Source organism: Hyphomicrobiales bacterium (genome assembly GCA_017642935.1).
Taxonomy (GTDB): domain Bacteria; phylum Pseudomonadota; class Alphaproteobacteria; order Rhizobiales; family MH13; genus MH13.
Window position 1 is genome coordinate 945362 of the sequence record JAEPOK010000002.1, and the last position, 21097, is coordinate 966458.

Genomic DNA, 21097 nt, shown 5'->3' on the forward strand with positions numbered 1-21097 from the left:
CCCTATTGGCTGTTGCTGTCGACAAAGGTGAAAATGGCATCGAGCGGTTCGTCTGCGAGCCAAGCGGGCGCAGTGGCTCCGGCCTGCACCGCCTTTTCCATTCCAGCTTCTTTTTTCTGCACGGTGATCAGCTCTGCCTTGGCGTCTTCGATACGGTCTGATGGGATCACAACCACTCCGTCCTCATCACCGCACACAATGTCGCCGGATCGCACGGCGACGCCACCTACCACGACGGGGAGCCCCACCGACCCGGGGCCATTTTTTTGCGGTGAGTTGGGGCTGATGCCCGCCGCAAAGATTGGAATGCCAACCGCATCAGCGCCCGACAAATCACGCACCACACCATCGGTGACGATGGCGCGAACGCCTGCGTTCTTGGCCATGCCCATGAGCAGATCGCCGGCAACCGATGCAGCCATGTGCCCTCCGGTGGCGATCATCAAAATATCACCCGGTTTGGCCAAGCGCAGCGCAGCCCAGGGGGCGAGGTTATCGCGCGGTCCGGCATCTACGGTGAGCGCAGAGCCAACAAAGGTTTTCGCCGCCGTGACTGGTTTGACGGCAGGGTCCAACGCGCCGACACGGCCCAACGCGTCGACCACATTGCCAACCATGGTACCGTCGAACGCCTGGCAATCCTCAGCACTGGCGCGGTTGATCGTTCGCGCTGCCTTCAAGACATCAGCGGTGCTCATGGTGTTTCTCCGGTCGGGGGTGTCAGAGCAAGACCGGTTTGGGCGTCAAACAGGCGCACCATCCCCGGTTTGCAGGCAAGATGAATGGTCTCACAGAGTTTGGCGGTCGTCGCGCGGCCTTCGCGCACGATTAGTGGCTGATCATGGGCTTGGGTCTGAACGTAGATCAGTGTTTCAGCGCCCAACGGTTCCACCGACAAAATCTCGCCGGAGAAATCAGCGCCGTTTTCGCTTTCCAGGTGAACGAGATCTTCGGGACGAATGCCGAACACCAGATCGGTGCCCGCCGCCGAACCATAGGTGTCACCAGTCCAATGCCGACCCGCCACGGTCACGCCGGCTTCATCAGCAACGCATGGCAGAAGGTTCATGGGCGGATTGCCGAGGAATGAGGCGACAAAGGTGGAGGCTGGGTTGAGGTAGACGTCCATCGGCGTGCCGACCTGCGCGACCTCGCCTTTGCTCATGATGCAAACCCGGTCGCCCATGGTCATGGCTTCCACTTGGTCGTGTGTGACGTAGATCATCGTGGCCGATAGCTCGCGATGCAGGCGGACAAGTTCCGCTCGCGTCGAAACCCGCAAGGCCGCGTCCAGGTTGGAAAGCGGCTCGTCGAACAGGAACACTTTTGGATCGCGCACAATGGCTCTGCCGAGGGCGACGCGTTGGCGTTGACCTCCGGAGAGCGCGTGCGGTTTGCGCTCAAGATAGTCGCTCAAACCGATGGACTCGGCGACCGCTTCGACCCGTCGGGCGACTTCAGCTTTGGGGATTTTCCGGCGCTTCAGTCCAAACCCAAGATTGTCGCGCACCGTCATATGCGGATAGAGCGCGTAGGACTGGAACACCATGGCGATGTCGCGGTTTTTCGCGGGCACAGCATTCATCGGTTCATCATCGATGGACAAGGTGCCCGATGTGATCGACTCCAGCCCGGCGATCATCCGAAGCGTGGTGGATTTGCCGCAACCTGACGGCCCCAGCAAAACCATGAACTCGCCATCTTGGATGGTGAGTGAGACGTCATCGACGGCGCGCTCCTCTCCGGCGACATAGCTCTTGCAGATGTTTTCAAGGGTGACGACGGCCATAGAGACTTCCTATTTGACCGCGCCGGCTGTCATGCCTTGGATCAGCCGTTCGGAGAAGAAGATGTAGATGAGAACGACCGGCACGATGGCGATCATCAGCCCGGTGGCGAGCATACCAACGTCCTCCAGCTGGTCGCCCATGAAGCGTAGGACGCCCAGCGGCAGAGTGCGTTTGTCATCGTCGGAGATGAGGACGACGGCGTAGAGGAATTCGTTCCACAACAGGATGGTGTTCAAGATGATGGTGGTGGAGATGGCGGGGAGCGCCACGGGGAAAGAAATCTTCCAGAAGATCTCCCATTCGGAGTAGCCATCCATGCGCGCGGCGTCGAACAAATCGTTGGGAATCCGCGCGAAAAAGGCCTCCAGAATGTAGATCGTGATCGGCATCTGGATGGACACATAAACCAGCACCAGACCGAAGCGATTGTTGAACAGCCCATACTCCACCAGGATCTGAAAAAGGCCGATCACCGTCACCTGCGGTGGGAAGATAATGGTGGAAAAGATCAGGAAGTAGAGGGCACCTTTGAAGCGGAATTTGTACCGGGCAAAGCAGTGCGCTGCCATGCCGCCGACGACGGTTAGGATCGCCACCGCCGACAAAACGATGGTCACCGAGTTGAGAAAGTAGACATCGTAATTGCTGTCCACCCAGGCTGACAGGAACTTGTCCCAATGCATCGGCCAGGGCAGCGCATAGGGATCGGCGGCGATCTCTGTCGTGGTGCGCAGCGACATCAACGCCACCCACGCAAACGGCCCAGCTGCATAAGCCGTGTAGAGCGCCAGGCCGATGATCAGCGCAAGATTGCGCAGACGGCTGACCGTCCTCTGCTGATTGGCAGGCGTGGGGAGAACTGACGCGCTCATCAGTACTCTACCTTGTCGCGCTGCTTGAAGAGGACGGTGAGACCCAGCACGCCGATCATGACGATCACAAACCAGATCACGGCAATGGCTGACGGGTAGCCTAGGTCAAAGGTGTTCCACTGAAAGGCACGTTTGTAGACGTAAGTGGAGACCGTTTCGGTTGCCCAAAGCGGGTTGCCCTGCGTGGTAACCCAGACAAGATCGAAGATCTTCATTTTGCCGATGAAGGAGAGCACGATCAGGTTCAACAGCGTTGGCCGGATCAGCGGAAGGATCACGAACCAGAGCTTGGCGAACCACCCACAATTGTCGAGTTCGGCTGCCTCAAGAACTTCAGAGGGCAGCGAGGACATGGCGGCCAAAATGACCACCATGTTGAAGCCCGTCCACATCCAGGTGGTGACCGCGATCAGCGACGGCAAAGCGGTGTCTGGCTGTGCGAGCCATGCTTGCGCGAGGTCACCCAGACCGACAAAACGCAGAAACGTGTTCAGCGCGCCCCACTCGAAATTGTAGATCCACATCCATAAGATGCCGACCACGACGTAGGACATCAGAACCGGCGTGAACCAGGCGACTCGTAGGAATCGGGCGAAGGGCACCTTGGCGTAGAGCGCCAGTGCCAGGATGGTTGCAATCGACACCTCAAGCAGCGGGGCAGCCCCCGCCCAAGTGAGGGTGTTGCCGACGGCCTTCCAGAAGATGCGGTCGGTCCAAAGGTCAATGTAGTGGGTGAAGCCCACCCATTCGGCTGCGCGGTTCGGCACAACCAGATGCGTTGAGTTGTAGAAGGTTCGAAACACGGGCAACGCCGTCAGCGCCGCGTAGACAAGCAAAGCCGGGAGAAGAAACATCGCGATGGCTGAGGCCGGGTTGGCGTGATCGCGCACCTTGACCGTCTTGGCGCTGTGCTTTGTGCCACCGGCATTCTTATCGGGCCTATCTACAGCAGACATCAGGTCGGGTCTTTCGCCAGGGAAAGGGTGCTTGGGTACGTCATCATGGGGAGAGACTTGCCCGGCTGCACCGCAATCTTGATGCAACCGGGCGTCGGGAGGACTCAGGTGGTGGGTTGCGCGCTCTAGTAGGCTGCGCTCATCAACTCGATCACTTCATCCACGCCGATTAAGCCGGCAGGAAAAGCCTGGTTGATGGTCTGCGTGAACGTTTCACGTGCCTCGCCTGTCATTTGCTGAACAGGAATGCCGAATGTGTATTGCGCACCTTCATTGGCCGCTGCCAGCATCTGGAAGTAGGTTGCGTTGTCCCCTGTGAGCGATGATGGATCGGCGCGAATGCCGGTCTGCACAAGATTGGCTTCCAGCCAGGCGTTACCCATCTCTGGCGTTGCCATAGAGTTGAGGAAGTCAACGGCGACGTCTGGATACTCGGTGGCCGCATTGACGACAAAAGAGCCGCCAACGGCGATGGTTTTGCACTCCGCGCATTCCGCATTGGGCGGGATAGGGCTGTTGACGATGCCAAGCGGGAAACCGTCCGGCTGGCCGCCCTCATCAGGCGCAGCAAAGGCGCGCGATGGATAGAACGAACCCATCTGGAACATCATGGCACCCGGTGTGGTGTGGAAGTAGCGGTGCGCTTCGCCGAGCTTGAGAGAAGAAAAGGAGGCTGGGAAGGCGCCGGCTTCGATGATCTGGTGCGCGTACTCCAAAGCTTCACGCACACGGGGATCCGTCCATTCAACGCCTTCACCGCGCAGCAGTGAGCGGTAATCGTCCGCACCGATGCGCTTCAAAAGAATCTCATGGATGAGGAACGCGCCTGGATAGGGGCGGTCGCCCACACCTTGCGCTAGCGGCGTCACATTAGCAGCGGCAGCCGCTTCAACCGCCGCGATGAAGGCCGCACCTTCGAGTCCGGCAACGGGGTAGTCGACGCCGAGATCGGCAAGAACATCGGTGTTGACGTAGGATTCAACGGTCCAGGCCTCCAGCGGAAAGCCGTAAACGCCGTCTTCATAGCCCCAGACCTCTGTCGCCCAGGGCTCGATGTTCTCCCAGTTCAGCCGATCGGAAAGATCGAGCACCAAATCATTGGCCATGTATTCGGTCTGATCCGGCTCAGCATAGAAAATGTCAGGCGCCTGTCCTGCTGTCAGCGCAGTACGCAGCGCGGCGTACAAAGCATCCTTTTGATACCAGGTGATCTCGACGGTGACGCCTGGATTGGCAGCTTCGAATGCGCGAGCTGCCCCTTCAACGAAATCGACTTTGGCTTGCTGGTCAGCCCAATGGCTCCACAGCGAAATGGTCTGCGCATGTGATAAGGCCGTGGTCGCGCTCAGTGCTGCGATGCCGAGCACCGATGCCTTTAGAATTCTGTTCATTGAGACAACTCCCTTGTTCGGTCTCTCGCGGACCGTGGAGCTGACTATTCCTTGCATCGATATTTTCGTCAATAATTTTATTATTAATTTTGAATTGCAACCCAAGGTCTCTTAAGTTTCTGAAAAATGGAAATAAAAATTCTCTACTGACGTGGTCAATCCCATCGATATGCGAGAAAATGCGTAGGTGACCGATGCGACCTGCTCATCGTTTACGAAGGTCGCGAATGAGCAACAGGGCGGTGCTAGGCGGCGCAGTTGTTGAACCGCGCATCCGTAACCCACCGCACCATGGCGTCGAGCCGTGGCGGTAAAGCGACAGCCTCGCCGCCCGTAAATTCGATAAACGCCTGTTTGTTGAGCTCGTTCAACCCGCAGATGACAGGGACTTCCAGCTCAACAGCCTTGGCGATTGCCTGCGCCAAGCCGCGGCCTTGGGCCTCGTGCTTGCCGAACTTATTGATCAAGAGCAGATCGGCTTCTGGCTCGAGGCTCTCTTCGACGGTAACGGCCGCCTTCTCAAGGATGGACGTGTCGAGGCGGCAGCCGCGCGAACCCTTGCCCAAGGCCTGCGAAATCCGCAGTTCCGGCCCATCCGGCAGAACTTTGACGTCCATGTCGCAAGGGTGATCCCCGGGTCGTTCCTGGTTGGATTGGACGACGCCGCGCACGCAAAGCCCGGCCCCATCCAGTTGTTCGGCAAGGCCGGAAAGCAACCGGTCCATATCGCCTCGGCCCGGCATCATGGTGTAGGCGATTTTCATTGTTTGTTTCCTTTGGGCACGTGGACACGTGTATCGGTTGGCGACGGCTCGCGATCCAAATGCCCTGCGCTCACGGTGCAGTTGAGATTGCGCAGCCGCCCATCGCTGAGACCGTAGATGAGGCCATGGACGGCGACCGGTTGTCCGCGCTGCCAGGCGCGCTGAACGATCGGTGTTTCTGAAACCCGCAGCACGCCCTCAATGACGTTGAGCTCGGCGAGCTTGTTTTGTTTCTCCTCGTTCGATTGGGCCTGCGCTAAGTCCACCGCATAGGCGCGGGCGAGACGGCGGATGGGTTCCAGCCAGTGGTCGGCAAGGCCGTGTGGCAGGCTTTCCGTCGCCGCTTTGACGCCGCCGCACCCATAATGGCCGCAGACAATGACCTGTCGCACTTGCAGCGCTTCAAGGGCGTATTCCAGCGCGCTGAGCAAGTTCATGTCGGAGGAGTGGACGACGTTGGCAACATTGCGGTGAACAAACACCTCGCCAGGATCAAGGCCGGCCACAACGTTGGCCGGCACGCGGCTGTCTGAGCACCCGATCCAGAAGTAATCGGGCGCTTGTTGTTCAGCGAGCCGGGCAAAGTAGTCGGGGTCTTGCTCGTTTCGTTTGACCGACCATTCCACGTTGCGCGCTAGCAGTCTTTCAACCATCTCAGGTGTCCTTCGGTGTCGTATACGCTGGCTCAATCAGACCACGGCGCAAAAGCATCTGACGCGCGAGCTTGGAAAGATCGTCTTGTGTGAGCCGAGCGCGCGCCAACCTCAGAATGATGGCATTTTCCCAAATGAGATAGCGCTGGCACTTGGCAACAAAGCGCTTGATGCAGGCGCGCTCTTCCTCGTTCGGCAGGCGGTCATCCTCCATGATGCACTCCAGTGCGCGACAGACATGCTTGGCCATGTCCTGCGCCACCTCATGATCCTCCTGAACGCGCGAGATGATGAGTTCAATTTCATCCTCCGGTTCACAGCGTTCAATCATGAGCGGGAAAAGCCCAGCGCGTTCGTCGGCATTGTGGAGCAAAAACTCATGCCGCAGAAACGCCAGTGACAGCCCCATGGATCGAAACTCAGGCGTGGCATCATCCACGATGTGGCCGAGCATGGCGCAAATTTGCCGTTGCCGCAGGTGGTCCTCCGCCAGAAAGCTGATCGGATCTTCGATCAGCAAGGATCGGGTCGGTTCCAGACAATCGCCCCGACGTTGGGTTTGCATGGCAAGCATCGTCTTGACCTTTCGCGTTGGTCCCGCGGTGTAATCAATCAGCGTCCAAACTCAGTCCCTCTATGCTCGCGTCTTGCGTCAGCTTGGCCATGAGCTTGCGCGCCTCTCGCGCCCAAGCGGCCTTTTCCATGGCATCGGCAAGCTTGTCGCGCACAGCGCTGAACGGCAGAACCTCTCCAAGCGCCAGAGCATCCATGCGTACGATATGGAATCCGTGACGCGATGCGACTGGCTTGGCGGTGATTTCACCTTCGCCAAGACCGTGCAGAGCTTTCTCAAACTCCGGTACGCTGTCGCCGGGTGACAGTTGACCGAGCATGCCGCCATTGGCTTTGGACCCGCAATCGCTGTGGTCGGCCGCAAGGCGAGCAAAGTTCTTGGGCTCGGCATGGACCAGCTTTGCGAGATCAACAGCCCGCTTGAATCCGCCAACCCGGTCTTCGGGGTTGCTCATGTCGCAGGCGACCAAGATGTGAGAGACCTCCCACAAAGGTGGTGAGCGAAAGCGCTCCGGGTCTCGCGCCCAGGACGCGTGAACGTCATCCTCGTTTGGGCGTTGCACCGTGATCGTGTCTTCAAGAAGCGCGCGAATGAGCGCCTCTTCTTCGGTTTCAAACCGGCCAGGTCCGACCTCGACAGGTTCAGGTTTCAAGCCTTTGCGGCGCGCAGCCTGGAGCAAAAGTAGGCGCACGGCCATGGCGCGAGCGGCTTGGTTCCAGGCGGTGCCCGGCTTGTTCTTGGGCGCGGTGTGGTTCTGCGCTTCAAGTCCAATGGCTTCCGGTGTGATGGTCTCGCCATTGACGACCACGGACCCTCGTGTCTGCTGGGCCCCATTGGGGGCGCCAGCATGAGCAAGTGTGTGGGTTGCGTGTTTCATCGCATCACTCCGCCGGCATGGACGATGGAGCGTCTTGTCTTGCCGGAGCGAGTGGGGTTTGGCGCCTCGACCGCACAATCTGATAGCCGGTTCGCCCGAACAGATAGCGGAATGGTGCGGCAAAGCCCGACCAGATGTGCACCAACCGGGTAAACGGGAACAGTGCCGTGATCAGCAGCCCAAGGAAGATGTGCAGCTTGTACATCCAATGCACGTCGATGACGTTGACCCAGGCATTGATGTTCCACGAGACGATGCTTTGCGACCAGTTCATGAAGAGAACCATCTCCGCACCGTCCATGTGCTGAAGCGTCAAGAAAATCGTGCCCAATCCGATGAGAAGCTGCAGCCAGATCAGCACCATGATGCCGATATCGGCGAAGCTCGACGTCTGACGGATGCGCGGATCGGTCAAGCGGCGATGCAAAAGCAGGCTGCTGCCGATCAGAGCTATGACACCAAAAAAGCCACCAATGAGCACCGCAGCCCATTGCTTGAGTGCATAGGGCACGCCGAGCAGATCAAGGATCCAGATCGGCGTGAAGAGCCCGAGCAAATGGCCGAAGAACACGACGATGATGCCGACATGGAACAGCACCGATCCCAAGATCAGCTGCTTGCGGCGCAGGAGCTGGCTGGAGGAGCTTTTCCAGGTGAATGGATCGCGTTCATAGCGTGCGATAGACCCGACCACCAAAATGGTCAGTGCCGCATAGGGCATGATGCCGAAGATGATGAAGTCGATATCAAAGTTGGGAAACATGGTCTTTCCTCCCTATTCGGCTGCCGGCAGATGGGCCGGTGCGGTGTTGGGGGCCGGGTTGATGGGTTCATCCATGCGCGCGAGCATGTCGCGCACTTGCGGGCAGCCGGCATTCGGGTCGGGACCAAAGAGAACTTCGCTTTCCTCCCAAACCTTATCCAGTGCTTCCAGATCGTTGGGATCGACCTCCGGCTCTTCCAATAGATTGGCCACGGCCTGCTTGTCGGCATGGACGCCTGAAAGCTCCACCAGCGCATTGAAGACGGCGGCATAAACGCTCTCGCGGCGCACCAGCCGTTCGCTGAGCGCGCTGAAGATATGCGCGGCATCGGCCAGCGTATCGCGTGCTTCAGCCGCTGGCCGCGTGGACAGGAACTCCAGCAGAACCGGAAGATGATCCGGCAGCTCGCTGGTCACCGGATCGAACCCACCTTCACGGTAGGTCTCAATCAAACTGACCATCGCCCCGCCACGGTCGCGGCTTTCGCCGTGGACATGCTCAAACAGGTTGAGCGAGAGCGTGCGTGAACGGTCGAAGAGCATGACAAACTGCTCTTCCAGCTCATAGATGTCCCTGCTTGAAAGCTCCTCGACCAGCGGTCGAAGGTCATGGCGCGCCGCTGCGGTGAGACGGTTTTCGGAGGCCAACACGCCACCAATCTGCGGCATGGCCTGTTGCAGCTCAACGGTTGGATAGCTGAGGATAAGCGACAGGGCTTTGAGTGTGCGATCGATCATATCAACGTCCTCCTTGACCCATGGCTTCCGGCATTTTCAGAGCCTTTTTCTTGCCTCCGAACAGCGAGCCGGAATCGCCGGTTGAGCAGCCATTGCCGTCGGTGAAGCCGCAGCCACCCTTGAGGTCGTAGGCGTCTTCGACTTGCTCGCGGTGGGTTGTTGGGATGACGAACCGATCCTCGTAATCGGCAAGGGCCATGATCTTGTACATGTCCTCGATGATGGTCGGGCTGAGATCGACCCGCGCAGCGATGGCCGCATCCGTGACGCCCTCCACCGTTTTGGCCCGCATGTAGGCGCGCATGGCGAGCATGCGTTCCAACGCCTGCACAACGGGCACCTCATCACCGGCGGTCAGCATGTTGGCCAGATACTTCACCGGAATGCGAAGTGAGTTCACATCCGGCATCGCGCCATCCATCCCGATCTTGCCAGCTTGGGCTGCGTTCTGGATTGGAGACAGAGGCGGGATGTACCAAACCATGGGAAGCGTGCGGTATTCCGGGTGTAGCGGGAACGCCACTTTCCAGACCATCGCCATCTTCCAGATTGGACTTTCCTTGGCCGATTTGATCCAGTCCTCAGGGATGCCGTCGCGGCGAGCCGCAGCGATCACCTCACGATCATTGGGGTCGAGGAAAACATCGAGCTGGGCGTCATAAAGATCGGTTTCTTTGCCGGCGCTGGCAGCCTGTTCGATCTTGTCAGCATCGTAGAGCATCACGCCGAGATAGCGGATGCGACCAACGCAGGTTTCTGAACAAACCGTTGGGTTGCCCGATTCAATGCGCGGGTAACACAGCGTGCACTTCTCGGATTTGCCCGATTCCCAGTTGTAATAGACCTTTTTGTACGGGCAGCCGGAGACGCACATCCGCCAGCCGCGGCACTTTTCCTGGTCGATGAGAACAATGCCATCTTCCTCGCGCTTGTAGATCGCGCCGGATGGGCAAGAGGCGGCGCAGGTTGGGTTGAGGCAGTGCTCACACAACCGTGGCAGGTACATCATGAAGGTGTTCTCGTACTCGCCGTAGATCTCCTTCTGGATGCCCTCGAAGTTGTAATCCTCCGAGCGCTTGGAGAACTCGCCGCCGAGAATTTCTTCCCAGTTCGGCCCCTTCTCGATCTTCTCAATTCGCTCGCCGGTGATTTTTGAACGGGGACGTGCCGTGGGGAACGCCTCCATTTCCGGGGCTGATTTCAGATGGTCGTAATCGAAGTCAAACGGCTCGTAATAGTCGTCGATTTCAGGCAGATCGGGATTGCCGAAAATGTTCGACAGGATGCGCCACTTCGCGCCCTGTTTGGGCTGAAGCTTGCCGGAAGCCGTGCGTTCCCAACCGCCGTTCCAGCGGGCCTGGTTCTCCCAGTCCGTCGGATAGCCGGTGCCAGGTTTGGTTTCGACATTATTGAACCAGGCGTACTCAACACCCTCCCGGCTCGTCCAAACATTCTTGCAGGTTACTGAGCAGGTGTGGCACCCGATGCATTTGTCGAGATTCAGCACCATGCCGATTTGCGCGCGTACTCTCATTGGACGGCCTCCTTCTGGGGGGCTTCACGGTCGAGCCAGTCGACCTTCTGCATCTTGCGAACGACGACAAACTCATCCCGGTTTGAGCCGACGGTTCCGTAGTAGTTGAAACCGTAGGATTGTTGGGCGTAAGCGCCGATCATGTGGGTAGGTTTGAGCGTGGCGCGGGTCACCGAATTGTGGATGCCGCCGCGATGGCCTGTCTTCTCAGAACCTGGCGTGTTCACGATCTTTTCCTGCGCGTGATACATGAACGTCGTGCCGTCCTTGATCCGCTGGGAAACCACCGCACGTGCCGTCAAAGCGCCGTTGACGTTGTAAAGTTCCACCCAATCATTATCGACGATGCCGGCGGTTGCCGCGTCGTTCTCACTGATCCAGATCACTGGCCCCCCACGGTTGAGCGTCAGCATCAACAGATTGTCGGTGTAGGTGGAGTGGATGCCCCATTTCTGGTGCGGCGTGATGAAGTTCAGCACCACGTGTGGGCTGCCCTTGTCGGTATGCACCTCATCGGTGATCGTCTTCAGATCAACAGGTGGCCGATAGGACATGAAGCCTTCGCCAAACGCGCGCATCCAAAGGTGATCCTGATAGAGCTGCTGGCGACCCGTCAGCGTGCGCCAGGGGATCAGCTCATGCACATTGGTATAGCCGGCATTGTAGCTCACCTTCTCCGACTCAATGCCCGACCAGGTGGGTGAGGAGATGATCTTGCGCGGCTGCGCTGCGATATCGTGAAAGCGTATCTTGTTGTGATGCTCGCCCTCGGCCAAGTGCGCGTGTTCACGCCCAGTAGCCTTGCTCAGCGACTCCCAGGCCTTCACGGCCACTTCGCCATTGGTTTCGGGCGCCAGCATCAAGATGACTTCGCAGGCATCAATCGCCGTTTCGATCTTCGGACGACCGCTCGCCGATCCTTCAAGCTGGGTGCCGTTGAGGGCGGCCAGATTGTCGATCTCGGTTTGCGTGTTCCAGGTGATGCCTTTGCCACCATTGCCGAGCTTGTCCATCAAGGGACCGAGCGCAGTGAAGCGGTCGTGGATCGCGGCATAATCCCGCTCGACGGCCACATAGGCTGGCGCGGTCTTGCCGGGGATAAGGTCGCATTCGCCCTTCTTCCAGTCTTTGACCTGATCTTGGGCGATTTCACCTGGAGTATCGTGAAGGATCGGCAGCGCGACGATGTCGGTTTCCTGATCCAGATAGCCCGGAGCAATGTCCTGGAACTTCTTGGCGATCGACTTGAAGATTTCCCAATCCGACTTTGACTCGTAGGCCGGGTCCACGGCCGCCTGAAGCGGGTGGATGAACGGATGCATATCCGAGGTGTTCATGTCGTCTTTTTCGTACCAAGAGGCCGTCGGCAGAACGATGTCGGAGTAGACGCAGGTGGTAGACATGCGGAAATCGATCGTCACGAGCAGGTCGAGTTTTCCGCGTGGACCGTCCTTATGCCATTTGGCTTCCTTGGGCAGCTGCGCGCCTTCCTCGCCCAGATCCTTGCCCATCACACCGTGGTCAGTGCCGAGCAGATGCTTGAGGAAATATTCGTGCCCTTTTCCCGATGAACCGAGCAGGTTGGAGCGCCAGACAAAGAGGTTGCGCGGCCAGTTGGCGGGATCATCAGGATCCTCGCAGGCCATTTCCAGATCGCCGGATTTCAGCTGCTCAGTCACATAGGCAGGGATCTCTTTGCCAGCTGACTTGGCGGCTTTGGCAACCTGCAACGGATTGGTTTTCAGCTGCGGTGCCGACGGCAACCAGCCCATCCGCTCTGCGCGAATATTGTAGTCGATGAGGTTGATGTCCCAGTCGCCTTCAGGCGCCGTGGGTGAGATGATCTCATCGGCGTTCAGCGTTTCATAGCGCCACTGATCAGAATGGGCGTACCAGGCCGAGGTTGAGTTCATGTGCCGTGGTGGGCGGCCCCAATCGAGCGCAAAGGCCAGAGGCTGCCAACCAGTCTGCGGACGCAGCTTCTCCTGGCCAACATAATGCGCCCAGCCGCCACCGGATTTGCCGACACAACCGCACATCACCAACATGTTGATGACGCCGCGATAGTTCATGTCCATGTGGTACCAGTGGTTCATCGCCGCGCCGATGATCACCATTGACTTGCCTTCTGTGATCTCGGCGTTTTGCGCGAACTCGCGGGCGACATGGATGATTTTGTCGGCCGACACACCGGTGATCTTTTCGGCCCAGGCAGGCGTGCCGGGCGTCTCGTCGGCATAGTCTTTGGAGACCCAGTCACCGCCCAATCCACGGTCGAGGCCATAATTGGCGCAGAACAGATCAAAAACCGTGGCGACATAGGCGTCGCCGTCGGCTGTCTTGATCTTCTTGACTGGAATGTTGCGGGTCAGAACGTTGGGATGGTCGGCGTCGGTTGCGAACTGACCGATGGCCTCTCCGCCAAAGTAAGGGAAGTCGACACCGACGACGTCGTCATGATCGTCTTCCAGAACGAACGTCATCTTCAAGCGCGTATCGGCCTTTGACGCCCGTTCTTCTAGGTTCCACTCGCCATCCTCGCCCCAGCGGTAGCCAATGGAGCCATTGGGCGCGACGAGCCCCTCAGAGGTCTCGTCATAGGCGATGGTTTTCCACTCTGGATTGTTGTCTTCGCCCAGCTTGCCATCGAGATCATCGGCGCGCAGGAAACGGCCGGCGACCAGCTTGCCGTCTTTCTCTTCCAACTTCACCAGCATCGGGAAATCGGAGTATTTGCGGGTGTAATCCTCGAAGTACGGCGTTTGCTGATCGAGATGGAACTCGCGCAGGATCACATGGCCAAACGCCATGGCAAGTGCAGCATCGGTGCCCTGCTTTACGTTCAGCCAAACGTCGCCGAATTTGGCCGCTTCCGAATAGTCGGGGCAGATGACCGCCGATTTGGTGCCCTTGTAACGGGCCTCGGTGTAGAAGTGCGCGTCAGGCGTGCGTGTCTGAGGGACATTGGAGCCCCAGAGCAACAGGTAGCCCGCATTGTACCAGTCCGCCGACTCTGGAACGTCGGTCTGCTCACCCCAGGTCATCGGAGAGGCCGGCGGCAGATCACAATACCAGTCGTAAAAGCTCATGCAGACACCGCCGAGCAGCGAGAGATAGCGCGAGCCAGCGGCATAAGAGACCATCGACATGGCCGGAATGGGGGAGAAGCCAAACACCCGGTCCGGGCCATAAGTCTTGGCGGTGTAAGCGTTGGCAGCGGCGGTTATTTCTGTCGCTTCATCCCAGGTGGCGCGGACAAAGCCGCCCTTGCCGCGGGTCTCGACATAGCTTGCGCGCAGGATAGGATCGCTCTGCAGCTTGGTCCAAGCCTCGATGGGGCCGAGCGTTTGGCGCAGCTTACGCCACACCTTCATCAGGCGCCCACGCACCAGTGGATTTTTCACCCGGTTGGCCGAATAGAGATACCAGGAGTAGCTGGCGCCGCGGGCACAGCCGCGCGGTTCGTGGTTGGGCAGATCGGGACGCGTGCGCGGATAGTCCGTCTGCTGCGTTTCCCAGGTCACGATGCCCGACTTGACGTAAATCTTCCACGAGCACGATCCGGTGCAGTTCACGCCATGGGTGGAGCGCACCACTTTGTCGTGCCGCCACCGGTTGCGATAGGTATCCTCCCAATCGCGGCTTTCGCGTGTGATCTGTCCGTGGCCGTTGGAGAATTGTTCCAGTTCTTTCGACTGTAGGAAATTCAGTCTGTCGAGCAGGTGGCTCATGGTCGTTTTCCTTACAAAGAATGGGGAGCTGCGCCGCCCCGATGCGGCGCAGCTAGAGCGTTCAAAAATCAGGGATTTTTGATGTAGGCGCCTGGCCGCAGGTAGAACCACCAGTTGATGACAATGCAGACCGTGTAGAAGATCGCAAAGCCATAAAGGGCCAGCTCAGGGGACCCGGCGCGTAGCTGTTCGCCGAAGATCTGTGGGATCAGGAAGGCGCCATAGGCGGCCACCGCCGACGTCCAACCGAGGACAGGGCCGGCCTGTTCTTTGTTGAACGCCACGGCGATCGTGCGGAAGGTCGAGCCATTGCCGATGCCGGTTGCTGCAAACAGCACCAGGAACAGAAGCAGGAAGGGGATGAAATACTCTTCCGGCGTCGCCGAGGCGTAGGCCTGTTGCAGGATGTAGGCCAGAGCAACGGCACAGGCGACCATGACGACGGAGATGATCTGCGTCACCTTCGCGCCACCGGCTTTGTCAGCCCAAACACCACCCAGCGGACGGATCAGGGCACCGATGAACGGACCCATCCAGGCGAACATCAAAGCGCTTGGACCGTTGGGGTTTGCGGTGTCGTGGGTCAGCACGCCATCGACCATGATGTGCTGGAAGCCGAAGACCACTTTGATGGTCAGGCCCATGGCAGCGGAGTAGCCGATGAAGGAGCCGAAGGTCATCACATAGATGATGGTCATCGCCCAAGTGTGCTTGTTGCTGAAGATTTTGTACTGGCGCGTTAGGTTTTGACCCACTTGGCCAGGAATGAACTTCAGCGCGACAACCGTCAGCACGATCACGATTGGCAGGACGAACCATTTCGAAACGCCAAGGCCAGAGCCGCCGACGGCCGCAGGCAACATCAACCAGAGGCCAAAGGCAGCGGCGGCAAGACCGATCGCATACATGAAACCGATGATGCTGAAGGCACCGATCGGGTTCGGGATGTTGGGTGAGACATGCTCATCGCGGATGTTGTTCATGCCGAACCAGCCCAAGAAGGCGAGCGGGATGAGTGCCAGCAGCCAGACGAAACCTGCGTTTTGGATGAAGGTTTCGGTGCCGGCCGGGATACGGCCGATCAGCGTGCCGGACGTGTTGACCAGCGTCTGTGACTCGCCACCGAACAGACCAAAAGTCATCACCAGCGGGATCACGATTTGCATGGTCGTGACACCGAAGTTGCCAAGACCGGCATTCATGCCCAGCGAATAGCCCTGGATCTTCTTGGGAAAGAAGAACGAGATGTTGGACATGGAGGCTGCGAAGTTGCCGCCACCTATGCCGGAGAGCAGCGCCAGCGCCTGATACTGCCAAAGCGGCGTGTCAGGGTTCTGCAGCGCTAGGCCCGTGCCGGCGGCAGGGATCATCAACAGTGCGGTGGTGAAGAAAATCGTGTTGCGACCACCGGCGATGCGAATGAAGAAGGTCGCCGGAATGCGCAGCGTCGCGCCGGACAGACCCGCGATCGCAGTCAGCGTGAACAATTGTGAGGTCTCAAACGGATACCCCAGATTGATCATCTGGACCGTGATGATGCCCCAGTAGAGCCATACGGCGAAGCCGCAGAGCAGCGAGGGGATGGAGATCCATAGATTTCGATTGGCAATCGCCTTGCCCGATGACGCCCAAAAGGCCTCATCGTCTGGCGTGTAATTTCTCAGGTCCTGTCCCATTATCGTGTCCTTGATTGGGTCTTGGCGGTCGGGATGAGACGCGTGACCGGATGTCACGCGCCCTGGTTCGTGAAGGCTTGTCGTTACTCAGCCGGGCTGGGCTTGGGATTGCGATTGGCGATCGCGACCAACCCTTCTTCGAGCTCGGCATTGGCCCGCTCAGCTTTCCTCTTGAGCGTCTCAATGTTGGCCGCTGCGAAAGCCGCACGTTCTTCGTCTTCCTGCTTGCTCGAGAACCGAACAAAGAAGGCGAGGAAGGAGGCGCAGGTCACGACGATGCCCAGGATGAGGAAGGCTTCGGACCAATCGATCACGTTCTTGAACAGGAAGCCCGCGAGCACGGCGCCGGCATTGCCGCCGGCACCCACGACACCCGCCACGGCGCCGAGAGCCTTCTTGTTGATGAAGGGAACAACCGAGTAGGTCGCGCCTTCGGCCATCTGCGTGAACAGGGAGAAGACGATCAGCGATGGCAGCGCCAGGAACAGCACGTGCATCTGGCTGAAGATCATCAGCGCGATGCCTTCAAACAGCAGGCAGATGAACAACCAGAAGGCACGACCTCTGAGGCCCCACAGCGAACCGAAATTGTCGCCGAAGATGCCGCCCAGCGTGCGGGCAAAGATGTTCATGAGACCGAACGAGGCCGCCACGAAGCCGGCGGTGACCAGGGTCAGGTCAAAATAGTCCATGAAGTAGAGAGCTGCGACGTTGTTCACCGTCAGCTCGATGCCGAAGCAGGCACCGTAGATCACAAACAATACCCAGACCCGTGGGTCGGCCAGAGCGTGCATGTAGTTGCCGGTGACCTTCTTCTTCTCTTCCATCTTGCCCTGCGCGCGCAGGTCATCGAAGTTGCCGTCAGGCGCGTCCTGGGTGAGAAAGAAATAGGCGATGCCGATCAGCATTATAATCACGCCGACGACCACCATCGACAGGCGCCACCCAACGGCTTCTGAGAACCCGAAGCCGATCACCATCACCGAGAACAACAGTGGCATCACAAACTGGGTGACACCGCCGCCAAGGTTGCCCCATCCGGCCGATGTGGCATTCGCTTGACCGACCACATTGGGCGCAAACATCACGCTGGTGTGGTACTGGGTGATGACGAATGATGCGCCGATGCAACCGATGAGAACGCGGAAGAGAAGGAAGGTCTCGAACGTCTGTGCCAGGCCGATACCCATCACAGGCAAAGAACCGAAAAGCAGCAGGCCGGTATACGCTTTGCGCGGCCCGATGCGGTCGCACAGCCAACCAATGAACAGGCGGGCGAAGATGGTCATCGAAACCGAACCAATGATGGCCCAGCCGATTTGATCGGGTGTCAGTTGCAGTTCGTCGCGCACCACCGACATCAAAGGTGCGATCCCAAACCAGGCAAAGAAACAGGCAAAAAACGCGAACCACGTCATGTGGAACGTGCGAATTTGGACCATGTTTACTTTGAGGAAGTTCGACCACAGGGCGGTGGCCTTATTTTGCAGTTCCATCACGTCTCTCCGGCATTCTGCTCCAGCCGGATTGCTGAAGCACCGGAACGTGTCTGCGCGCTTCCTTAGAGGCCGAATTTGACGTACATCAAGTGGGAGGTCTCGAAATACTCAAATAAATCAATGCCTAAGATTGATCAGCTTCTCCTTGTGAAAACGTCATGCTAACGTTCGGGAAAGCGCAACTCGCCTATTGACATTTATCATGTCCAGGCTTGATAAATGTTAGGCGTAGTGATTTGCCGCGAGCGACTGTGAAACCGACTGAAGAAGCCGACATCCGCGCGCTTAGCCTGTTCACAGGCATGGCAGATGAGAGTTTTGAGGCTCTGTTTCGCGGCGCTTATGTCCAGAATTTTCCACCCATGATCGAGCTGATCAACGAAGGCGATCCGTGCGATTTTTTGCACGTGATGATCGGTGGATCGGTCGAGCTCTACGCCGCCTGGAATGGCCGTGAAACAACGATGGCCACCGTCAGGCCTGTCTCGACGTTCATTTTGGCCGCGACGATCCGCGACGCACCCTACCTTATGTCCGCGCGGACTCTTGAAAAGTCACGTATCGTGCTGCTTCCGTCCACCGACGTACGCGAGGTGTTTTCATCCGACCCGGTTTTTGCGCGCGCCATCGTCGATGAACTGGCCAAGTGCTATCGCGGTGTCATCAAGAACACCAAGAACCTAAAATTGCGCACGTCGATTGAGCGGTTGGCGAACTATCTGCTGCGGTTACGAAAGTTCAGCGATGAAGGCGACATCGTCCATCTGCCGATGGAGAAGCGTCGCCTGGCGTCTTATCTCGGCATGACACCGGAAAACCTCTCGCGCGCCTTCAAGACCTTGCAAGGGTATGGGGTGGAAGTGGATGGTGCGCGCGTCATCGTCAACGACGTTGATGACCTGACGAACTTCGCCAAGCCGGAAGTTCTGATCGATGATTTCACTGTTTAGAGGATTTTGAAGATGCCCAAGCTTCCAGGCGCTGCCGGCGCGATCGCCGAAGACCATCCCGATGTCTGGAAAGCCTATCAGGCGCTGGGGGAAGCGAGCGCCAACGCTGGGCCACTATCGGATCGCGAGAAACGGTTGGTGAAACTAGCACTTGCCGTCGGTGCGGGTTCGGAAGGCGCGGTCCATTCCCATGCGCGTCGCGGATTGGCCGAAGGGTTGACCAAGGATGACATGATCCAAGTGGCGATGCTCGCTATTGGGACGCTTGGGTTCCCACAAGCCGTCGCTGCCAAAACCTGGATCGAAGACTTAGGCTAGCCGGCAGGCTGAGGACAGATGATAGGCGCTCGACCGGTCCTGATAGCAATCGGCGCGGTTTTCTCAGGTCTTTGGCCGGCTACCCGAATAGCGGTCTTCAACTAGGGCGTTGTCGATCCACCGAAGGGTGCAGCTGGAAGCATCCGCTAAGCCGACGTCGATTGGGACGACTCCACAGGATCCGAGCTTTCTACGTCTGCATGCCATCCTTCCGTCGCGTCGATGTGGAGCAAGACGTGGTTTGCGATGAGGTCTTCATAACCCTCTGGCAAATACGAGTTCTGCCATGTCTCTCCAAATCGTCGTTTGACCGCGTCTATGTCGGCCCATAGCGAGACAAACACAAGCTTGTCGGTCTCACCATCAACACCCTGTCCAAAAAAGTAGCCTTGGTTGCCGATATGGCCGTCAACAACAGCGGCAGACGTGGTTCGGAATTTGGCGAGCAGCTCCGTCGCCCGACCAGGCATTGCCTGAACTTGGAAAATTCGTAGGATCGGGCCTTGCCTTGGTTCGATGGCGCCCATGTGCGCCTCCCTTGTTTAGGTACGTTGGATAGGGGATTTCGTTGCGGCCAACGGTCGGCTCTTCAACAGATGATTTGGAACAGTGCTGCGCCCAAAAAGACGTCGACGTAACCGACAAGCGCGGCTTCCCACACCCAGGAAATCAACCCGGTCAGCAACAGAAAGATGCCGGCAAGTGCAAGTAGTTGATGGTTCACGGGGATCATTCGCTGCACTCCCCAATGAGGCTATTTGATCGGAGCGGTTCCTCATTGATCGGCCAATGCAACAGCGTCGCTAGGAGCCCCAGCAGAACAACTGTCCACCAGACCAGGTCGTACGATCCCCAGCGCTCGAAGGCATAGCCGCCCATCCATGCGCCCAGGAAACTGCCGAGTTGGTGCATCAGGAAGACGATGCCGACAAGTGTCGCTAGATACCGAGGTCCAAACACCTGGGCAACGATCCCGCTGGTCAGAGGTACGGTCCCCAGCCAGGTGAAACCAATCAGAGCGGCAAACAGCAGCGTTGTTATTGCTGACGGTGGAAGAAGAACAAACACTGCGACAACAACCGCTCGAACGAGGTACAAAAGCGCAAGCAGGTTCTTTTTGCTGAAACGATCGCCAAGCGCCCCGCATACCAGCGTGCCAATGATGTTGGTGGCGCCAATCATGGCGAGCGCTGCGCCACCAAGCCAAACGTCCATATCGCGATCAAGGAGGTAGGCCGGCAGGTGTATCCCAATAAAGGCGAGCTGAAATCCGCAGACGAAAAACCCGAACAACAGAAGTACAAACCCGCGATGCCGGAGCGCCTGGTTGATGGCTGAACCCATCGATTGCTCAGGGCCCGTTGTCTCCGGTCGGCCGGCCAGCGGCGGCGCCAACAGGCAAATGACCAGCGCGATCATGGCAAGTCCGAGAAAGGCTGCCGACCAGCCAAACTGCTCGATCAGGCTCAGGGTCAACGGTACCGACAGAAATATCCCGATCGATCCGCCAAGCGAAGCGATGCCTAAAGCCGTCGATCGTTTCTCTGGCGGGTAATGGCGGCCCACAGCGCCAAGCACGACGGCATAGGTCGTGGCGCTCAAGCCCATGCCAACCAAGACACCGAGCCCTATGGTCAGCCCCAAAGCGCTCGAGCTCAGGGCTGCGCTCAGAAGACCGAGCGCATAGAGCGCCCCTCCGGCAAACACCACGCGGAACGTGCCGAAGCGATCAGCGATCATCCCAGCAAATGGCTGAGCCAATCCCCACATCAAGTTCTGCAGGGCGACCGCCAATCCGAAGGCTTCGCGATCAATGGATTGCAGCTCCCGTGTGACCGGATCAAGAAACAATCCAAAAGAATGGCGCATCCCAACGGCGACCATCGCGATCATCGATCCAGCGATTAAGACGATGAGTGATCGGCGAACGAAAGGCGTTTGGGATTGCGTTGATACAAGGTCGGTCATTGCGAGATCATTTCATCGTTTTGCTGACCGCAGATCGTATGTT

At 58.3% G+C, this 21097-nt stretch carries 20 protein-coding genes; 2 read left to right on the plus strand and 18 right to left on the minus strand.

The window, feature by feature from the left end; translation table 11 throughout:
• Window positions 1–2: 2 nt before the first annotated feature.
• The 15 genes from JJ917_14015 to JJ917_14085 form a co-directional block, all read right to left on the minus strand.
• Window positions 3–698, minus strand: coding sequence for an RraA family protein (locus tag JJ917_14015; GenBank protein MBO6699937.1), 696 nt, complete (start codon window positions 696–698; stop codon window positions 3–5).
• Complete coding sequence (locus JJ917_14020) at window positions 695–1789, minus strand: ABC transporter ATP-binding protein (GenBank protein ID MBO6699938.1); 1095 nt, start codon at window positions 1787–1789, stop codon at window positions 695–697. The genes JJ917_14015 and JJ917_14020 overlap by 4 nt, the downstream gene beginning before the upstream one ends.
• Before the next feature lie 9 nt (window positions 1790–1798).
• Window positions 1799–2662 (minus strand): carbohydrate ABC transporter permease, encoded by an 864-nt coding sequence (locus tag JJ917_14025; GenBank protein ID MBO6699939.1) that lies wholly within the window; start codon window positions 2660–2662, stop codon window positions 1799–1801.
• Complete coding sequence (locus JJ917_14030) at window positions 2662–3618, minus strand: sugar ABC transporter permease (GenBank protein ID MBO6699940.1); 957 nt, start codon at window positions 3616–3618, stop codon at window positions 2662–2664. Before JJ917_14030 ends, JJ917_14025 begins: the two co-directional genes overlap by 1 nt.
• Before the next feature lie 125 nt (window positions 3619–3743).
• A complete protein-coding gene (locus JJ917_14035; GenBank protein MBO6699941.1) occupies window positions 3744–5009 on the minus strand; it encodes a carbohydrate ABC transporter substrate-binding protein in 1266 nt (421 codons plus the stop codon).
• A 245-nt stretch (window positions 5010–5254) separates the two neighbouring features.
• A complete protein-coding gene (locus JJ917_14040; protein MBO6699942.1) occupies window positions 5255–5773 on the minus strand; it encodes a DUF2478 domain-containing protein in 519 nt (172 codons plus the stop codon).
• A complete protein-coding gene (locus JJ917_14045) occupies window positions 5770–6426 on the minus strand; it encodes a carbonic anhydrase (GenBank protein ID MBO6699943.1) in 657 nt (218 codons plus the stop codon). The genes JJ917_14040 and JJ917_14045 overlap by 4 nt, the downstream gene beginning before the upstream one ends.
• Before the next feature lies 1 nt (window position 6427).
• The gene (locus tag JJ917_14050) at window positions 6428–7000 is read right to left on the minus strand and encodes a hypothetical protein (GenBank protein MBO6699944.1); all 573 of its coding nucleotides are present in this window, start codon (window positions 6998–7000) and stop codon (window positions 6428–6430) included.
• A gap of 34 nt (window positions 7001–7034) precedes the next feature.
• On the minus strand, window positions 7035–7877 hold the full coding sequence (locus JJ917_14055; protein MBO6699945.1) for a peptidylprolyl isomerase: 843 nt from the start codon (window positions 7875–7877) through the stop codon (window positions 7035–7037).
• Between the two features lie 4 nt (window positions 7878–7881).
• Window positions 7882–8640, minus strand: a complete 759-nt coding sequence (gene narI, locus JJ917_14060) for a respiratory nitrate reductase subunit gamma (GenBank protein MBO6699946.1) — start codon at window positions 8638–8640, stop codon at window positions 7882–7884.
• 12 nt (window positions 8641–8652) lie between these two features.
• On the minus strand, window positions 8653–9378 hold the full coding sequence (gene narJ / locus JJ917_14065; GenBank protein ID MBO6699947.1) for a nitrate reductase molybdenum cofactor assembly chaperone: 726 nt from the start codon (window positions 9376–9378) through the stop codon (window positions 8653–8655).
• A 1-nt stretch (window position 9379) separates the two neighbouring features.
• Window positions 9380–10912 (minus strand): nitrate reductase subunit beta, encoded by a 1533-nt coding sequence (gene narH / locus JJ917_14070; GenBank protein MBO6699948.1) that lies wholly within the window; start codon window positions 10910–10912, stop codon window positions 9380–9382.
• The gene (locus JJ917_14075) at window positions 10909–14643 is read right to left on the minus strand and encodes a nitrate reductase subunit alpha (GenBank protein ID MBO6699949.1); all 3735 of its coding nucleotides are present in this window, start codon (window positions 14641–14643) and stop codon (window positions 10909–10911) included. Before JJ917_14075 ends, narH begins: the two co-directional genes overlap by 4 nt.
• Window positions 14644–14711: 68 nt before the next feature.
• Window positions 14712–16319, minus strand: a complete 1608-nt coding sequence (locus tag JJ917_14080; protein MBO6699950.1) for an antiporter — start codon at window positions 16317–16319, stop codon at window positions 14712–14714.
• An 83-nt stretch (window positions 16320–16402) separates the two neighbouring features.
• Complete coding sequence (locus JJ917_14085; GenBank protein ID MBO6699951.1) at window positions 16403–17815, minus strand: MFS transporter; 1413 nt, start codon at window positions 17813–17815, stop codon at window positions 16403–16405.
• 305 nt (window positions 17816–18120) lie between these two features.
• On the opposite strand from JJ917_14085, the gene JJ917_14090 reads away from it, so the two are divergent.
• Together JJ917_14090 and JJ917_14095 are read left to right on the plus strand one after the other, a co-directional pair.
• Window positions 18121–18768, plus strand: coding sequence for a helix-turn-helix domain-containing protein (locus JJ917_14090; protein ID MBO6699952.1), 648 nt, complete (start codon window positions 18121–18123; stop codon window positions 18766–18768).
• A gap of 12 nt (window positions 18769–18780) precedes the next feature.
• Window positions 18781–19086, plus strand: a complete 306-nt coding sequence (locus tag JJ917_14095) for a carboxymuconolactone decarboxylase family protein (GenBank protein ID MBO6699953.1) — start codon at window positions 18781–18783, stop codon at window positions 19084–19086.
• Between the two features lie 146 nt (window positions 19087–19232).
• On the opposite strand, the gene JJ917_14100 is transcribed toward JJ917_14095, so the two are convergent.
• The 3 genes from JJ917_14100 to JJ917_14110 form a co-directional block, all read right to left on the minus strand.
• On the minus strand, window positions 19233–19613 hold the full coding sequence (locus JJ917_14100) for a hypothetical protein (GenBank protein ID MBO6699954.1): 381 nt from the start codon (window positions 19611–19613) through the stop codon (window positions 19233–19235).
• 62 nt (window positions 19614–19675) lie between these two features.
• A complete protein-coding gene (locus JJ917_14105) occupies window positions 19676–19819 on the minus strand; it encodes a hypothetical protein (protein MBO6699955.1) in 144 nt (47 codons plus the stop codon).
• A complete protein-coding gene (locus tag JJ917_14110) occupies window positions 19816–21054 on the minus strand; it encodes an MFS transporter (GenBank protein ID MBO6699956.1) in 1239 nt (412 codons plus the stop codon). The genes JJ917_14105 and JJ917_14110 overlap by 4 nt, the downstream gene beginning before the upstream one ends.
• Window positions 21055–21097 lie beyond the last annotated feature (43 nt).

Coding starts and splice junctions, on each gene's coding strand:
- narJ (MBO6699947.1), bottom strand. CDS start 9,378: ATGATCGATCGCACACTCAAAGCCCTGTCGCTTATCCTCAGCTATCCA.
- JJ917_14045 (MBO6699943.1), bottom strand. CDS start 6,426: ATGGTTGAAAGACTGCTAGCGCGCAACGTGGAATGGTCGGTCAAACGA.
- JJ917_14095 (MBO6699953.1), top strand. CDS start 18,781: ATGCCCAAGCTTCCAGGCGCTGCCGGCGCGATCGCCGAAGACCATCCC.
- JJ917_14110 (MBO6699956.1), bottom strand. CDS start 21,054: ATGACCGACCTTGTATCAACGCAATCCCAAACGCCTTTCGTTCGCCGA.
- JJ917_14085 (MBO6699951.1), bottom strand. CDS start 17,815: ATGGAACTGCAAAATAAGGCCACCGCCCTGTGGTCGAACTTCCTCAAA.
- JJ917_14080 (MBO6699950.1), bottom strand. CDS start 16,319: ATGGGACAGGACCTGAGAAATTACACGCCAGACGATGAGGCCTTTTGG.
- JJ917_14040 (MBO6699942.1), bottom strand. CDS start 5,773: ATGAAAATCGCCTACACCATGATGCCGGGCCGAGGCGATATGGACCGG.
- JJ917_14055 (MBO6699945.1), bottom strand. CDS start 7,877: ATGAAACACGCAACCCACACACTTGCTCATGCTGGCGCCCCCAATGGG.
- JJ917_14030 (MBO6699940.1), bottom strand. CDS start 3,618: ATGTCTGCTGTAGATAGGCCCGATAAGAATGCCGGTGGCACAAAGCAC.
- JJ917_14090 (MBO6699952.1), top strand. CDS start 18,121: ATGGCAGATGAGAGTTTTGAGGCTCTGTTTCGCGGCGCTTATGTCCAG.
- JJ917_14075 (MBO6699949.1), bottom strand. CDS start 14,643: ATGAGCCACCTGCTCGACAGACTGAATTTCCTACAGTCGAAAGAACTG.
- narH (MBO6699948.1), bottom strand. CDS start 10,912: ATGAGAGTACGCGCGCAAATCGGCATGGTGCTGAATCTCGACAAATGC.
- JJ917_14025 (MBO6699939.1), bottom strand. CDS start 2,662: ATGAGCGCGTCAGTTCTCCCCACGCCTGCCAATCAGCAGAGGACGGTC.
- JJ917_14020 (MBO6699938.1), bottom strand. CDS start 1,789: ATGGCCGTCGTCACCCTTGAAAACATCTGCAAGAGCTATGTCGCCGGA.
- JJ917_14105 (MBO6699955.1), bottom strand. CDS start 19,819: ATGATCCCCGTGAACCATCAACTACTTGCACTTGCCGGCATCTTTCTG.
- JJ917_14035 (MBO6699941.1), bottom strand. CDS start 5,009: ATGAACAGAATTCTAAAGGCATCGGTGCTCGGCATCGCAGCACTGAGC.
- JJ917_14015 (MBO6699937.1), bottom strand. CDS start 698: ATGAGCACCGCTGATGTCTTGAAGGCAGCGCGAACGATCAACCGCGCC.
- narI (MBO6699946.1), bottom strand. CDS start 8,640: ATGTTTCCCAACTTTGATATCGACTTCATCATCTTCGGCATCATGCCC.
- JJ917_14050 (MBO6699944.1), bottom strand. CDS start 7,000: ATGCTTGCCATGCAAACCCAACGTCGGGGCGATTGTCTGGAACCGACC.
- JJ917_14100 (MBO6699954.1), bottom strand. CDS start 19,613: ATGGGCGCCATCGAACCAAGGCAAGGCCCGATCCTACGAATTTTCCAA.